A 14,221-nucleotide genomic window follows, 5' to 3' on the forward strand; every position below is an offset into this window, starting at 1 on the left:
GGAACTAGATCCCACAATGTTGGCGCGCATTCAGTTCGCCTTCACTGTCTCCTTCCACATCATCTTTCCCAGCTTCACCATCGGCCTCGCCGCCTATATCGCGACGCTGGAGCTGCTGTGGATCGGCACCGGGCATGAGCGCTATCACCGCATCGCCCGCTTCTTCACCAAGATATTCGCCGTCTCCTTCGCCATGGGCGTGGTATCCGGCATCGTGCTGTCCTACCAGTTCGGCACCAATTGGAGCCATTTCTCCCGCGTGGTCGGCAATGTCATCGGCCCGCTCATCGGCTATGAGGTGCTGACCGCCTTCTTCCTGGAAGCGACCTTCCTCGGCATCATGCTGTTCGGCTGGAACCGTGTGCCGCGCGGCCTGCACGTGTTCTCCTGCGTGATGGTGGCGGTCGGCACCACGCTCTCCGCCTTCTGGATTCTCTCCGCCAATAGCTGGATGCAGACGCCCGCCGGACACGAGATCATCGACGGCGTTGCCCATCCCGTGGACTGGCTGGCGGTCATCTTCAACCCGAGCTTCCCCTACCGCCTCGCTCATATGGTCACAGCCTGCTACCTCACCACCGCCTTCGTGGTGCTGGCCGTGGGCGCGCGCTACGTCTATTCCGGCCGCTACCCGGAAGACGGGCGCACCATGATGCGCATGGCGCTCGGCCTCATCGCCATTCTCGCGCCGCTGCAGGCCTTCATCGGCGACGCGCACGGGCTGAACACGCTCAAGCACCAGCCGGCCAAGATCGCCGCCATCGAGGCGCACTGGCAGAACGAGCCCGGCGCCAGCGGCGTGCCGCTGGTGCTGTTCGCCTGGCCCAATGAAGCGGAAGAGCGCAACGACTACCAGATCGCCATCCCGCATCTGGGCAGCCTGATCCTCACCCATAGCTGGGACGACACCTTCAAGGGGCTGAAGGAATACCCGCGCGACGAGCGGCCGCCGGTCGCCGTGCCGTTCTTCGCCTTCCGCGTCATGGTCGGGCTCGGCATCGTCATGATCCTCGTCGGCTGGCTCGGCGTGCTCCTGCTCTGGCGGCACCGGCTGTTCGAAACCGACTGGTATCTCGCCCCGCTGCAGCACATCTGGCCCATCGGCTTCGTCACCATCCTGTCCGGCTGGTTCGTCACCGAGGTCGGCCGCCAGCCCTGGGTCGCCTATGGCATCTTGCGCACGGCGGACGCGATCTCGCCGGTCGAGGGCTGGGCGGTGGCCACCACGCTGGCGCTGTTCGTCTTCGTCTACGGCATCGTGTTCTCCGGCGGCATCTACTACATCAACCGCCTGATCGCCCGCGGCCCGCAGGGTTCCGCCGTCGAGACGCCCGAGGGCGTGCCGAGCCGTCCGCTCACCTCGGCGCACAAGGCGACGCGCGCCGCCATCAACCATCCGGGGGAATGAACATGACCGGCGTTGGTATGGAATGGTATCTGCCCGTCATCTGGTCACTGCTGCTGGCCGTCGCCATCGCCATGTATGTGGTGCTGGACGGCTTCGACCTCGGCATGGGCATTCTCTTCCCCTTCGCGGCCAGCGAGACCGAGAAGGACCAGATGATGAGTTCCGTCGCCCCGTTCTGGGACGGCAACGAGACCTGGCTCATCCTCGGCGGCGGCGGCCTCTTGGTCGCCTTCCCCCTCGCCTACTCCATCGTCATGCCGGCGCTGTATCTGCCGGTCATCTTCATGCTGCTGGCGCTGGTTTTTCGCGGTGTCGCCTTCGAGTTCCGCCATGTCGCGGACACCAGCCGGTTCCTGTGGAACATCGCCTTCGCTGGCGGCTCGACGCTCGCCGCCTTCTTCCAGGGCGTGCTGCTCGGCGGCTTCGTGCAGGGCATCAAGGTGGAGAACAACGCCTTCGCCGGCGGGCCGCTGGACTGGCTCACTCCCTTCGCCCTGCTCTGCGGCGTCGGCGTGGTGGCCGGCTATGCGCTGATCGGCTGCGTGTGGCTTGTCATGAAGACCGACGGCGCCGCCGCCGCCCGCGCACGCGCCCGGGCCAAGCTGCTGCTGCCGGCGGTGCTCGTCTTCATGGGCATTGTCAGCCTGTGGACGCCCATCGCCTTCCCGCGCATCGCCGAGCGCTGGTTCACCACGCCGAACCTGTTCTACCTCGCGCCGGTGCCGCTGCTCACGCTGGTGCTGGCCTATGCGGTGTGGCGCTGGCTGGAGAAGGGCCATGACAACCTGCCGTTCTTCGGCGTCATCGGCCTGTTCCTGCTCGGCTATCTCGGCATCGGCGTGTCGATCTTCCCCTATCTGGTGCCGCCCTCGCTGACCGTGTGGGAAACCGCCGCCGCCCCGGCGAGCCAGGTGTTCATGCTCATCGGCACCATCTTCATGCTGCCGGTGATCCTCGGCTACATCGCCTTCGTCTACTGGCTGTTCCGCGGCAAGGTGCGCGAGGGCGAGGGCTACCACTGAGGCCGCAGGGCGCGCCGCGCGCCCTGCCTCCCAGCCAGCGCCTCAGCCGCGCAGCACGTTCGGGCCGAAATAAAGGAACTGCCGGTCGTAGCCGGCGATGGACGCTGGATCGAGCGCGAGGTTCGGGCCGTCGAGCCGCTTCGAGGCCTTCTGGGCATCCACCCACGCATCCGCCGTCTGCAGTGTGCTGAGCGTGGAGGAGGTGCCGGCCGCGAGATAATGCGTCGGTATCACCACTTTCGGCTTGAGCCGGTCCACCACGCCGTTCGCCTGCTCATAGCTGAGGATGTGCTGCGAGCCGTCGACCGGCAGGGTGAGCACGTCGACCCGGCCCCATTTCTTCCACACGTCATCCGGCGGATTGTGGCGGTTGTCGCCCCAGATGAGGATGCGCACGCCGCCGGTCTCGACGAGATAGGTGACGTTGTCGAGATGCCCGGGATTGTTCGGGGGATAGGGATCGGCCCCGAACTCCTTCACCGCATCGATCCACTTGTACCAGCCTGGCGCATCGGTCGCGTGCTTGTCGGCCACGCCAGTGATGGTCACGTCGGCGAAGCTCCAGGTTCCCGGCACGCGGTCGAGCAGCGCGGTCGCCTCCAGCCGGTCGAGCGCGTCGTGGTCGAAATGCGCGTGAGTGGAAAGCCCGACATCGACCTTGAGCTTGGGAAACTCCTTCGGAAACCACAGGCCCCAGGCACCCGAGGGGTCGTTGCGCCAGGGATCGAACACCAGCGTCAGTCCGGCCGGCGTGGTGATGCGAAAGGCCGTGTGGCCGAAATAGTCGATCTGCACCTTGCCGGCCGTCTCCGGCACGGCCTTCTGCAACTCCAGCACATGGTTGTTATTGCCGGCCTGTTTCCAGGCCACGGACTGCGCCGCCGCCGGCTCAGGCCGCAGCAGTTCCGCGCCAACCGCCACGGCCGCCGCCGAGGCTGCGGCCGCTTTCAGGAAACCGCGCCGGCCTTCACGCCCGCCATTTTCATTCTCGCTCATGCAAACCTCCAATTTGCTAATAGTCTATAGACTATTAGAATTGTTAGTCGAAGCTAGAGCGTGACGATTGCAGAGCTTCTCAAATTACACTTTTGAGGAGTAAGCGGGCACCAGAAGGAACGGCACGGGCCCGCGCGGTGGCGGGCGCCCCTGAACCGGACGCGCTAAGGCGCGCGGGTCTACTCCGCCGCGGCCAGCCTTGCGCGGACAGGCGCGAAGGAGGTGCGGTGGTGGCGGCACACGCCGAGCGCCGCCAGCGCCTGCTGATGCTCCGGCGTGCCATAGCCCATATGCCGCTCGAAGCCATAGCCGGGATGGGCGGCGCCGAGCGCGCCCATCAGCCGGTCCCGCGTCACCTTGGCGACAATGGAGGCCGCGGCGATGGACGCCACCAGCCCGTCGCCGCCAATGATCGTGCGCGCGGCGCAGGGCACGGGCGGCAGGTCGTTGCCGTCCACCAGCACGAGGCGGGGGGTGCAGGCGAGGCCGGCCACCGCGCGGGCCAGCGCCCACAGCGTCGCCTGGCGGATATTGTGGCCGTCGATCCGCGTCGGCGGCGCGAAAGCCAGCGACACATCGGCAGTGGCGCAGATTTCCTCGAACAGCTTTTCGCGCTGGCCCGCCGACAGCCGCTTGGAATCGTCCAGTCCCGCCGGCACCCGCGCCGGGTTCAGCACCACGGCGCAGGCGACCACTGGCCCGGCCCAGGGGCCGCGCCCGACCTCATCCACACCGGCCACCGGCACCTCGCCCGCGCGGTGGGCGTCCAGCTCCCGCGAAAAGTCCGGTTTCTGTCGCGGCTCCGCCATGATGCAGGGTCTCTCATACGATTCGCCGGCGCCGGCGCGCCGGCCGGCACCATGCCCACGGCCCGTCCGCGATGCAACTTGGCGCCACCTCAGATACCGCTATAAGGCAGAGGCGAACGGGTGGGCGGATCATGAATTTGGCGGAACGCATTCAGGAGTTCGTCACCCTCTGGGTGGTGATCGATCCGCTGGGCACGCTGCCCGTCTTCCTTGCCGCTACTACCGGCTTCAGCGTAGCCGAGCGCAAGAAGGCGGCGGTGCTCTCGGTGATCATCTCCTTCGGCGTGCTGGTGTTCTTCGCCTTGGCCGGAAGCTGGCTGCTGCGGGCGATGGATGTGTCGATCGACTCCTTCCAGATCGCCGGCGGCATCGTGCTGTTCCTGTTCGCCCTCACCATGATCCAGGGCAAGAGCCACGCCGACCCGCACACGCCGGCCGAGATGAACCCGATGGAGATCGCGGTCTATCCCCTGGCGATCCCCTCCATCGCCAGCCCCGGGGCGATGCTGGCCGCCGTGGTGCTCTCCGATAATGCGCGGCACGATTTCCCCGACCGGATGATGACCATCGTCACCTTCAGCCTGGTGCTGCTGGTGACGCTCGCCATCATGCTGGCGGCGGGGCGGCTGGTGAACATCATCGGCCGTGGCGGCGCCTCCATCATCAGCCGGGTGATGGGCATGATCCTGGCCGCGATGGCGGTGGACCTCATCCTCAGCGCGGCGGCGAAGTGGCTGAACCTGCCGCCGATCTGACGACCGGTGCGCCCCCGGGGCCGCGCCCCGGGAGCCGAACGCACGGAAATTGGCCTATTGCGCCAGTTCGGGCCGGTCGCGGAACAGCTCCAGCGATTCCGGGTTGGCCAGCGCCTCGGTGTTCTTCACCGGCCGGCCATGCACTACGTCGCGCACCGCAAGCTCGGTGATCTTGCCGGAACGGGTGCGCGGAATGTCGGCCACCGCGAGGATGCGGGCCGGCACATGGCGCGGGCTGGCCCCGGTGCGGATCTGGGTGCGGATGCGCTTGTCGAGTTCGGCGTCGAGCACCGCCCCCTCGCGCAGCCGCACGAACAGCACCACGCGCACGTCATTGTCCCATTCCTGGCCGATGGCGATGGCCTCGACGATTTCCGGGATCTGCTCGGCCTGCGCGTAGATTTCCGCCGTGCCGATGCGCACGCCCTGCGGGTTCAGCGTGGCGTCGGAGCGGCCATGGATGATCAGCCCGCCATGCGCGGTCCATTCCGCGAAGTCGCCATGGCACCACACATTGGGGAAGCGCTCGAAATAGGCGGCGTGGTACTTCGCGCCCTCCGGGTCGTTCCAGAACATGACCGGCATGCAGGGGAACGGCTTCACACAGACCAGTTCGCCGCGCTGGCCGGTGACTGGCCGCCCGTCGTCCGACCACACCTCGATCGCCATGCCGAGGCCGGCCGCCTGGATCTCGCCCCGGTAGACCGGCGCGGTGGGATCGCCGAGCACGAAGCAGGAGACGATGTCGGTGCCGCCGGAGATCGAAGCGAGGTGCAGGTCCGGCTTGATCGCCTCATAGACGAAGGCGAAGCTCTCCGGTGCCAGCGGCGAACCGGTGGAGGTCACCGCCTTCAGCGCGGAGAGGTCATGGGTCTCGGCCGGCCGCACGCCTTCCTTGCGCAGCTGGTCGATATATTTCGCCGAGGTGCCGAACAGCGCAAAGCGCTCCGTCTCGGCATAGTCCCACAGCACCGCAGCATTGGGCGCGAAGGGCGAGCCGTCATACAGGCACAGGGTTAGGTCGCTGGCGAGGCCGCTCACCAGCCAGTTCCACATCATCCAGCCGCAGGTGGTGAAGTAGAACAGCCGGTCGCCCGGCGCGAGATCGCACTGCAGCCGGTGCTCCTTGATGTGCTGGAGCAGCGTGCCGCCGGCGCCGTGGACGATACATTTCGGCGCGCCGGTCGTGCCGGAGGAGAACAGGATGAACAGCGGGTGGTTGAAGGGCAGCCGCTCGAAGCTCAGCGGCGCCGGCGCGAAGGGGGCGATGAAGGCGTTCAGCGTCACCCCATTCGGCAGCGCAGCCGCCACCTCCTCGGCCTGGCCGAGATAGGGCACGATCACCGTCGCCACCACGCTCGGCAGTTGCGGCACCGCGGCTTTCAGTTTCTCGGCGATGGAGACCGGCTTGCCATTGTACCAATAGCCGTCGCAGGCGACGTACACCTTGGGCTCGATCTGGCCGAAGCGGTCGAGAATGCCGCGCTCGCCGAAATCCGGCGAGCAGGAGGAAAACACCGCGCCGAGCGAGGACGCCGCCAGCATCACCGCGATCGTCTCCGGCAGGTTCGGCATGGTCGCCGCCACCCGATCGCCGATGCCGACACCGGCGGCGCGCAGCGCCTGCTGCAGGCGCGAGACGAGATCGGACAAGTCGCCGAAGCTCAGCTGGCGCTCCACTTTGTCCTCGCCGCGAAACACCAGCGCCACGCTGTCGCGGTCGCGCGGGCGCAGAAGGTTCTCGGCATAGTTCAGCCGCGCCTCGGGGAAGAAGCGGGCGCCCGGCATGCGGTCGCCATCGACCAGCGACGGCCCGCTGCGGCTGCCGATCACCCCGCCGAGGTCCCAGATCTCTTCCCAGAAGGCGGCGGGATGGGCGATCGACCAGGCGTGCAGCCCGCGATAATCGGTAAGCGCGGTGCCGTGGCGGGCATTCACCCGCGCCAGGAAGGCGGCGATCTGCGTGCGCGCCACCCGTTCCGGGCTCGGCGTCCACAAGGGCGCGCTCCCCGCGCTGTCCTGCACCATGCCTGCGTTGCCGTCTGCCCCCATGGCCTTCCTCCCGTTTCAGGCGCCGTTTGCTCGGCGTTTTGCACTGCAACACTCATAGCGCCGGCAACGCCGCCTGTCAGGCCATCAAACAGACACAGAGCGCCGACATGGTGCGGCAACTTTCGGTACGCCACCTGCGCGCGACCCGTACCTCTCCGAGCGCCGCCCTTGCTTGCGCGGCCTGGCTGCGATGGGGTAGCGAGGGCGTGGAGCCTGACGACGCAATGAAGAAATACATTCCATTCCTCCTCGTGCCGGTGGCACTGGCGATGGTGGCGGGCGTGTTCGCGCCCAAGCTCGCTTCCGAGGAAACGCTGCGGGCGCAGGCGGAAGCGATGATCGCCGCCGCCACCGGCGTGGTGCCGCGGATCGATGGCCCGGTGTCCTTCACCGTCCTGCCCCGCCCCGCTTTCACCCTTGAGGGGGTGAGCCTTGACGACCCCCGCGCCCGGCTCGAAGCCCCCTCCGTGCGGGTGGTGCTGGATGTGCTGCCGCTGCTTGCCGGCCATGTGCGGGCCGATTCCATCGAACTCTCCGAGGCCCGGCTGATTCTCGCCGATCCCGGCGACGGGCTGACGGCGCTTGGCGGCTTCATCGCCTCGCTCGGCAGCGCCGATTCGCGCGGCGATCTCGTCGTCACCAATGGCAGCGTCACCCTCGCCCATGGCGACGGCACGGACATGCTGGTTCCCGACGCGGACCTCGCCATTGGCTGGCGCGGCGGAGCGAATGTCACCGTGGCCGGCACCGCCGTCTGGCGCGGCGAGCGGGTGGCGATCGACGGCAAGCTCAGCAATCTGCGCGCGCTGGCGGCAGGCGAGGTCGGCGGGCTCTCCCTGTCCCTCGCGGCGCCGCTGGCCACGGCCAGCTTCACCGGCGGCGCTCGGCTGGCGGGCGGGCCGGTGGTTTCGGGCGATCTCAAGATCGGCGCCGGACAGCTGCGCGAGACGCTGGCGTGGCTCGGCATGGACGCGCCGACCGAGCGCGGCTTCGGCCCATTCGCGCTGCGCGGCATGGCGTTGCTCTCGGCGCAAGGCGCCCAGCTCAGCCAGGCCAAGCTCGATCTCGACGGCAATACCGGCATCGGCGCTTTCAATCTGCGCATCGACGGCCCCCGGCCGATGCTGCAGGGCTCGCTGGCCTGCGAGACCATGGACCTCTCGCCCTATGGCGAACTCAGCCTGTCCAACCCGCATGAGGGCAGCTGGAGCCGCGAGGCGCTCGATCTCGGCCCCGCCCGGGGGCTGGATGTGGAATTGCGGCTTTCCGCCGGCCAGGTGCGTCTTGGCGGCGCCAGCTTCCAGCGCATGGCGGCCGCGGCCACCGCCAAGGGCGGGCGGCTGTCGCTCACCATCGGCGAGGCCGAGGCCTGGGGCGGCCTGTTCCGCGCCGCCGTCCAGCTCTCCCCCCGCCCGGCCGGTCCGGGGATGAATGTGCGCCTCGATCTTTCCGCCGACGATGTGGCTCTGGGCCCGGCGCTGAGCGACCTGTTCCGCGTCCAGCGTCTGGAGGGCACCGGCTCTTTCCGGCTCTCGGCCATTGGCGGCGGCGCCAGCATCATGGAGATCGCCGAGGGGCTTGGCGGCGCCTTCACCCTCAGCGGCAGCGGGGGCGCGCTGGTGGGTCTTGATGTCGGCCGCATTCTGACCCGGCTGGAAAAACGGCCGCTGTCCGGCGGCGATCTGCGGGGCGGGCGCACGCCCTTCACCGATATCGTGGTCGATGCCCGCATCGCCGACGGCATCGTCAAGCTGGACCGGCTCGATCTGTCGAGCAGCACGCTGCATGTGGCGCTGACCGGCGAGAGCCCCGTGGCCTCGCGCGGCCTCGATCTTGCCGGCGTCGCCCAGCTGGTGCGCGCCACCCCGCCCGGTAAGCTGGCCAAGGCCGCAGCGCCCGCGCCAAATCCGGTGCCGAATGCCGCGCCAGCGTCCAGTGCCATTCCCGCCGCGACCGCGGCAAATGCGGAAAGCGCCGCCCCGTCCGTGGCGGGCGTGGCGGCGAGCCTCGCCGCCGACACGTCGGCGCTGGCGGCCAGCGCCGCCGCACCGGCGGTCACGGTGGCGTTCGAACTGCCCTTCATCGTGCGCGGCGACTGGCTGCGGCCGATCCTTCTGCCCGACCCGCAGGCGCTGATCCGCCGCTCCGGCGCCGGCCGTGCGCTCCTCGCCCCCTCGGATAAACTCGAGGTCTCCGCCCCCGCGCCCTGAGGCTACTCCGCCAGCACCCGTGTCGAGGGGAAGATGCTTCCTGAGCAGCGCCGTAGGTATTTGATCAGGCTGGATATTTTCGGCCGTCGATGCGTTGCATCTGGACTGAAAACTTGGAGTGAGGTCAAGCGACGCAAGATGATTTTCGGCCAGCGGTGTGAGCGCGTATCTCTTTTCGAGCAATTGAGCCAAATTCCCCCTGCCCCCTTCATTCAAACGTCAGCCATGCGCCCAAAGCTTGGAATCTGGTAGCGGGCGATACGACTCGAAGCGGTGGAAATTCCGCGCGCACCTATACCGGGAGTGAAAGCTAGCGGTACAGTTCTGCGGTAGTTCGTTGGCAGGGGGACGATGTGACTGATGTAAGCGATGCTAATGACGCGGGCTCCAATAAACCTCATTTGGGCTGGAAGCGCTTTCTCCTCTTTGTAATCGTGCCCGCCTTCGTGGCCGGCTTTTTCTCGCTCGCACCAAAGCTCTATGACGAAATCACCAGACCTACCTCCATCTTAAATTACAGTGTGATTTCAGGACCCGGACTCCCCAAAGGCAATGATTTTCAACGCATTTTTGCAGTGGTCGTTGCGAACGAAGGCAAAACGGGGCTGACCGACGTGACGGTCCGCATGCGTGACCCCGGCGGCAAAATAGAGAGCATTGCCGTTGGCGAGAACATCCTGATGCCTCAGTTCGAGACAGGGCCGGACGGAGGTTTGGTCCGCATCCCTCGGATGTTGCCAAGCGAGCGCCTAACCATCTCGGCCATGACGGTGGCGCCCAATGTGGAGTCAGGTCTCGATGTTTCAGTCAGAAGTTTAGAGGTGTTGGGTGGGCTAGTGCCACAAGTGGCCGCAGACGAACGGCCATGGCTTCCTCTCCTCGGAGCCGCGCTGTCTGCACTGTCCGTTGCAATTACGTCTATGGTGATTGCAGTGAGGATGCGAACTAGGGTGAGGGGCCTCATGTCTCTAGCCATAGGTAGCGACCGGTCGGAGCTGGTGAGCTTAATCGCAGGGCTTAGCGGCACATTTGCCCTAGACAAGGAAATTTTTCTTACTGAACATGAAATAAGGTACGTTGGGCTTGCAGATGCATTGTTGATTGAGGGGCTGAGAGGCGATCAGAATATCAAAGCACAATGTATTGCCGCCCTTAAAGCGATACTTTTGATCGCTAACGTTGCCCCTGAGAGCTTATCAATTGTGCGAGGAAACCTCGACGAGCTAGGTGAACATTTATCTGAGGAGGAGTTTGGGCAGGTGCGCGCTCACGCGGCCGGACTTTCTCGTGCTGATTTGCGTGCCGAAATAGTAGAGCTTCTCACTCGCTCTTGAGTTATTTGCGTCCAATAGACCTTGCCCATCCGGACACGTCCGCTTCCGTGCCCAGGTGAAGCCGCCAGCACGCGTTCAGATTTCTTGTGTGCGTCCAGTGCACGGGCTCACACTGATTGCGTCCGGACGGCCCCTTTCTTATCTCGCCATGTGGCGTGACGCGCAGGGCTACTCCGCCAGCACCCGCGTCGAGGGGAAGATGATCTCGACGATGGTGCCGACATCCACCGCGCTGCGGATATTGAAGGCGGCGCGGTTGGCTTCCGCCAGCGCCTTGGTCAGCGGCAGGCCGAGGCCGGTGCCGCCGGAACCGGCGCGGGCCGAGGTGGTGATCTGGCGGAACGGTTCCATCGCCACCATCACGTCGGATTCCGACATGCCGACCCCGGTGTCGCGCACCCGCAGCACCACCTCGCCCTCCTCCGTCAGCGTGGTCGACAGGATCACCTGCCCGCCGGGCTGGGTGAACTTGATCGAGTTGGACACGAGGTTGAGCACGATCTGGCGGATCGAGCGCGTGTCGGCCACCACGGGCGGCAGGTCGGTGGCGAGCGAGGAGCGGATGATGATGCGCTCGCGGTTCGCCTGCGGCTGCATGATGCCCATGCACTGCTGCACCACCTCGTTCAGCGACACGCTGGTGAAGGCGAGGTCGAGCTTGCCGGCCTCGATCTTGGAGAGGTCGAGCAGATCGTTGATCAGCGAGACGAGGTGCTCGCCCGAGGCGTGGATGTCGCGCAGATAGTCGCGGTAGCGCTGGTTCTCCACCTGGCCGAAACGCTCCTCCATCATGACTTCGGAGAAGCCGATAATGGCGTTGAGCGGGGTGCGGATCTCGTGGCTGATCTTGGCGAGGAAGTCGGATTTGGCGAGGTTGGCGCGCTCGGCGAGCCGCTTGGCCTCGATCAGTTCCTCCTCGGCGCGCTTCCACTGGGTGATGTCGCGCAGCACGGCGCAGAATTTGGTGGGATCGTCGCCGACCCGGCCGACCGTCATGAACAGCGGGATCAGCCCGCCCTCGCGCACGCGGCCGATCACCTCGCGCCCGTCATTGAGGACGCTGGCGACGCCATTGGCGGCGAGGCCGTCGAGATAGTCGACCGCCGCGCGGTGGCTCTCCGGCGCCAGCAGCAGGGTGAAGGATTCGCCCTTCACCTCGCCGGCGGGGAAGCCGAACAGCGCCTCCGCCGGGTGGTTCATCGACAGGATGGTGCCGGCGGCGTCGATCAGCACTACGCCATCGGTGGCGGTGTCGAGAATGGCGCGCAATTCGCGGCTGGAACGCTCCGCCTCGCGCAAAGCGAGTTCGGCCTGGCGCAGCCGTTCATCGGCCAGCGCCTCGGCCGCCGCCGCTTCAGCGGAGATGTCGTCGGGCGCCGCCGCCGGCGCCGTCGACCGGTGCAGCACATAGAGCATCGCCGGCCCGCCCTCCCAGGGGGAGGACATCAGCCGCGCCTCGACGCGGATCGGCGCGCCCTCGGCGCCGACGATGGTCAGCGGCACGTCGCCGCCCCCCGCCGCCGGAGCGGTATCGAACAGGCCGGAAAGGCCGCCCGCCGCTTCCAGCGCGGCGAGGTCTTCATGCCCGGTCCAGTCGAGCAGCGCGCGATTGGCATAGAGCAGCCGGTCACCACGAAAGGCGAGCAGGCCGAGCGGCAGCCGGTCCAGCACCGGGCGCTCGCCCTCGGCGAGCACGCGGCGCAGGCCGGTGCTTTCAGGGGCGGCGGTCTCGCGGGCGGCGGGCTCGACAGTGCGCGGGGCTTCGGGCGGCGTCGCGCGGGGCGGCTCTGGCGTCGGCGCCGGTGTTTCGATGACGGGCTCGGCGGGCGTATCGTCGAGGTCGTCGACACCTTCCAGCCGCGCGCCGAGGGCGCGGGCGATGTCGCGGAACGCGTTGCGCTCACCGGTCGACAGCCCCTCCCAGGAGGAGCGGGCGGCGTCGCGGCCCGGTTCACCGCCGGCGCGCAGCGGCACCACATTGGCGGGCGACGGCACCAGGCTCAGCGTCACCCGCACCGGCGCGGCGGGCTCGGGCGCCGGGGACGCGGCCTCGGGGACACGCGGCGCCGGCGGGCTCACCGGCGGGGAAAGGTCCGGGCGGGCGGGCGTCTCGGTCCGCGCCTCCAGCGGCCGCCGGCCCTTTGTCACGCCGAAGCCGCGCATGCCGTCGCCACGGATCGGCGCACCGCCGAGTTCGACGGCGAGCCCCTCGCCGCGCGCGGTCGGCAGAAGCAGCGACAAATGGGTGAAGCTGCGCCCCTCCAGCACCGCGCGGTGGGCGTCCGGCGCGCCGAGCGCGCGCCAGTCGCGGCCGGCGAGGTCGTCCGGCATGCGCTCCAGCGCGGCGGCGAGGCGCGGGTCGATACGGGTTAGCCGCGCATCCGGGCCGGTGCTCCAGGTGAAGCGGGCGGGCGCCGCTGCCGGGGCTTCCGGCGACGAAGCGCTCTCCGCCGGCGCGGACGGGGCACGGGCGGGCTTGGCGTCGACCCCGACGAGGAGCAGCGCGCGGGCGCCACCGGCGGCGAGCAGCGAGCAGGCGAAGGTAACGGGGGTGAGCGTGCCCGGCACGCGCAGCCGTTCCAGCCGCGCCGGACGCGACGGGCGCAACGTGGCGGCAAGGCGCGGCGCCAGCGTGGCGAGAGTCGCGGGGTCGAGCAGGGCACGGCCGGCGTCGTTGGCGTCCAGCACGCGGCCATCGGCGAGGGCGAGCACCGCCGGCGCCGCCCCGGCGAGCGCGGTCGCCGCCTGAGCACGCAGGTTCTGCGTCGCCAATGTGCCGATGTCGTCGGTGGTCATGTGCGCCCGAATGATCCCGCCGGTGAGAACCGGATGCCGGCGACACAAGCCCCGCAAGGACCCGCCGCCGCATTCCAACAATAATGCGGGCCGGCGCCGCTTGCCATGCGCCGCCTGCCCTGTCGCGCCAGCTTCACCTTTTCCGGTTAATTGGTTGCCACCGATCCCGGTTAACCAAGTGCAACCGGCTGACCCGCAGCGACGCGAATTCGGTTGCGTTTTGGCTGCGCTCTACTACTTTTGATGTAGGCATCCGGCCGGATAGAAGTGCCTTCCGTTGCGTCTACACTCCCACATCGTCATCCGGAGGAGTTTTCGCCATGGCCGACAATCCGAAACTCGACGTTCCCCCCGAGCTGCGCGCCATTGCCGAGCAGGGCGTGGGGCAGGCACGCGCGGCCATTGATGGCCTGCTCGGCGCCGCGCACAAGGCGCTCGACGACGCCAGCCGCCATGTCGATACGGCGCAGGGCAATGCCCGCGAGTTCGGCCGCACCACGCTGGATTTCGTCGAGGCCAACATCGCCGCCGGCTTCGACTTCGCCTCCCGCCTCGCTGGCGCGACCACGGTGGACGAATGGGCCCGCCTTCACGCCGAGTATGTGAAGGAACAGGCCGCCCGCCTCGCCGAGCAGGCCAAGGCGCTCGGCCAGCACGCCAGCGCCGCCTCGCCCTTCGGCAAGGGCGACAAATAGGCCTCCGCGCCGCTCTGCCGGGCGGCACGCGGCCCGCGGAGTTAAAAAAAGCGAAAAAATTCGCTCGTCAGGGCAAATTGTGCATTGCAATATGATGCTGCATTGCACAATATTAGGGGACAAGACAAGGCAGAGGGTCGGGTT

The 14,221-nt window shown here is 67.6% G+C and carries 10 protein-coding genes; 6 read left to right on the forward strand and 4 right to left on the reverse strand.

Annotated elements, in window-relative coordinates; genetic code table 11:
- Positions 1 to 1,408, forward strand: a 1,408-nt coding sequence (locus ACP2AH_RS13035) for a cytochrome ubiquinol oxidase subunit I (protein WP_425106193.1), incomplete at its 5' end; no start/stop codon positions are given.
- Positions 1,405 to 2,430, forward strand: a complete 1,026-nt coding sequence (gene cydB, locus ACP2AH_RS13040) for a cytochrome d ubiquinol oxidase subunit II (RefSeq protein WP_425106194.1) — start codon at positions 1,405 to 1,407, stop codon at positions 2,428 to 2,430. The genes ACP2AH_RS13035 and cydB, both read left to right, overlap by 4 nt.
- Positions 2,431 to 2,472: 42 nt before the next feature.
- Here the strand turns inward: cydB and ACP2AH_RS13045 are convergent, their stop codons facing one another.
- Positions 2,473 to 3,426 carry an MBL fold metallo-hydrolase gene (locus ACP2AH_RS13045; protein ID WP_425106196.1) on the reverse strand — a complete coding sequence of 318 codons (954 nt, stop codon included), beginning with the start codon at positions 3,424 to 3,426 and terminating at the stop codon, positions 2,473 to 2,475.
- 179 nt (positions 3,427 to 3,605) lie between these two features.
- Complete coding sequence (locus ACP2AH_RS13050) at positions 3,606 to 4,235, reverse strand: ribonuclease HII (RefSeq protein ID WP_425106197.1); 630 nt, start codon at positions 4,233 to 4,235, stop codon at positions 3,606 to 3,608.
- A 131-nt stretch (positions 4,236 to 4,366) separates the two neighbouring features.
- Here ACP2AH_RS13050 and ACP2AH_RS13055 point away from each other — a divergent pair, with 131 nt between their 5' ends.
- Positions 4,367 to 4,990: a MarC family protein gene (locus ACP2AH_RS13055; RefSeq protein ID WP_425106198.1), complete on the forward strand. Its 624-nt coding sequence runs from the start codon at positions 4,367 to 4,369 to the stop codon at positions 4,988 to 4,990.
- A gap of 54 nt (positions 4,991 to 5,044) precedes the next feature.
- Here the strand turns inward: ACP2AH_RS13055 and ACP2AH_RS13060 are convergent, their stop codons facing one another.
- On the reverse strand, positions 5,045 to 7,042 hold the full coding sequence (locus ACP2AH_RS13060) for an acetoacetate--CoA ligase (protein ID WP_425106199.1): 1,998 nt from the start codon (positions 7,040 to 7,042) through the stop codon (positions 5,045 to 5,047).
- A 224-nt stretch (positions 7,043 to 7,266) separates the two neighbouring features.
- On the opposite strand from ACP2AH_RS13060, the gene ACP2AH_RS13065 reads away from it, so the two are divergent.
- Both ACP2AH_RS13065 and ACP2AH_RS13070 read left to right on the forward strand, forming a co-directional pair.
- The gene (locus ACP2AH_RS13065; protein ID WP_425106200.1) at positions 7,267 to 9,252 is read left to right on the forward strand and encodes an AsmA family protein; all 1,986 of its coding nucleotides are present in this window, start codon (positions 7,267 to 7,269) and stop codon (positions 9,250 to 9,252) included.
- 353 nt (positions 9,253 to 9,605) lie between these two features.
- Positions 9,606 to 10,586 (forward strand): hypothetical protein, encoded by a 981-nt coding sequence (locus ACP2AH_RS13070; RefSeq protein ID WP_425106201.1) that lies wholly within the window; start codon positions 9,606 to 9,608, stop codon positions 10,584 to 10,586.
- A gap of 168 nt (positions 10,587 to 10,754) precedes the next feature.
- Here the strand turns inward: ACP2AH_RS13070 and ACP2AH_RS13075 are convergent, their stop codons facing one another.
- A complete protein-coding gene (locus ACP2AH_RS13075) occupies positions 10,755 to 13,382 on the reverse strand; it encodes a histidine kinase dimerization/phospho-acceptor domain-containing protein (protein WP_425106202.1) in 2,628 nt (875 codons plus the stop codon).
- A gap of 320 nt (positions 13,383 to 13,702) precedes the next feature.
- On the opposite strand from ACP2AH_RS13075, the gene ACP2AH_RS13080 reads away from it, so the two are divergent.
- Complete coding sequence (locus ACP2AH_RS13080; RefSeq protein WP_421697904.1) at positions 13,703 to 14,077, forward strand: phasin family protein; 375 nt, start codon at positions 13,703 to 13,705, stop codon at positions 14,075 to 14,077.
- Positions 14,078 to 14,221: the final 144 nt, after the last annotated feature.

The sequence above is a fragment of the Ancylobacter sp. genome, from assembly GCF_965249975.1.
Lineage (GTDB): Bacteria > Pseudomonadota > Alphaproteobacteria > Rhizobiales > Xanthobacteraceae > Ancylobacter.

Excerpts from the sequence above, each read along its gene's own strand:
- ACP2AH_RS13065 (WP_425106200.1), top strand. The coding sequence starts at position 7,267 with ATGAAGAAATACATTCCATTCCTCCTCGTGCCGGTGGCACTGGCGATG.
- ACP2AH_RS13045 (WP_425106196.1), bottom strand. The coding sequence starts at position 3,426 with ATGAGCGAGAATGAAAATGGCGGGCGTGAAGGCCGGCGCGGTTTCCTG.
- cydB (WP_425106194.1), top strand. The coding sequence starts at position 1,405 with ATGAACATGACCGGCGTTGGTATGGAATGGTATCTGCCCGTCATCTGG.
- ACP2AH_RS13055 (WP_425106198.1), top strand. The coding sequence starts at position 4,367 with ATGAATTTGGCGGAACGCATTCAGGAGTTCGTCACCCTCTGGGTGGTG.
- ACP2AH_RS13060 (WP_425106199.1), bottom strand. The coding sequence starts at position 7,042 with ATGGGGGCAGACGGCAACGCAGGCATGGTGCAGGACAGCGCGGGGAGC.
- ACP2AH_RS13050 (WP_425106197.1), bottom strand. The coding sequence starts at position 4,235 with ATGGCGGAGCCGCGACAGAAACCGGACTTTTCGCGGGAGCTGGACGCC.
- ACP2AH_RS13075 (WP_425106202.1), bottom strand. The coding sequence starts at position 13,382 with ATGACCACCGACGACATCGGCACATTGGCGACGCAGAACCTGCGTGCT.
- ACP2AH_RS13080 (WP_421697904.1), top strand. The coding sequence starts at position 13,703 with ATGGCCGACAATCCGAAACTCGACGTTCCCCCCGAGCTGCGCGCCATT.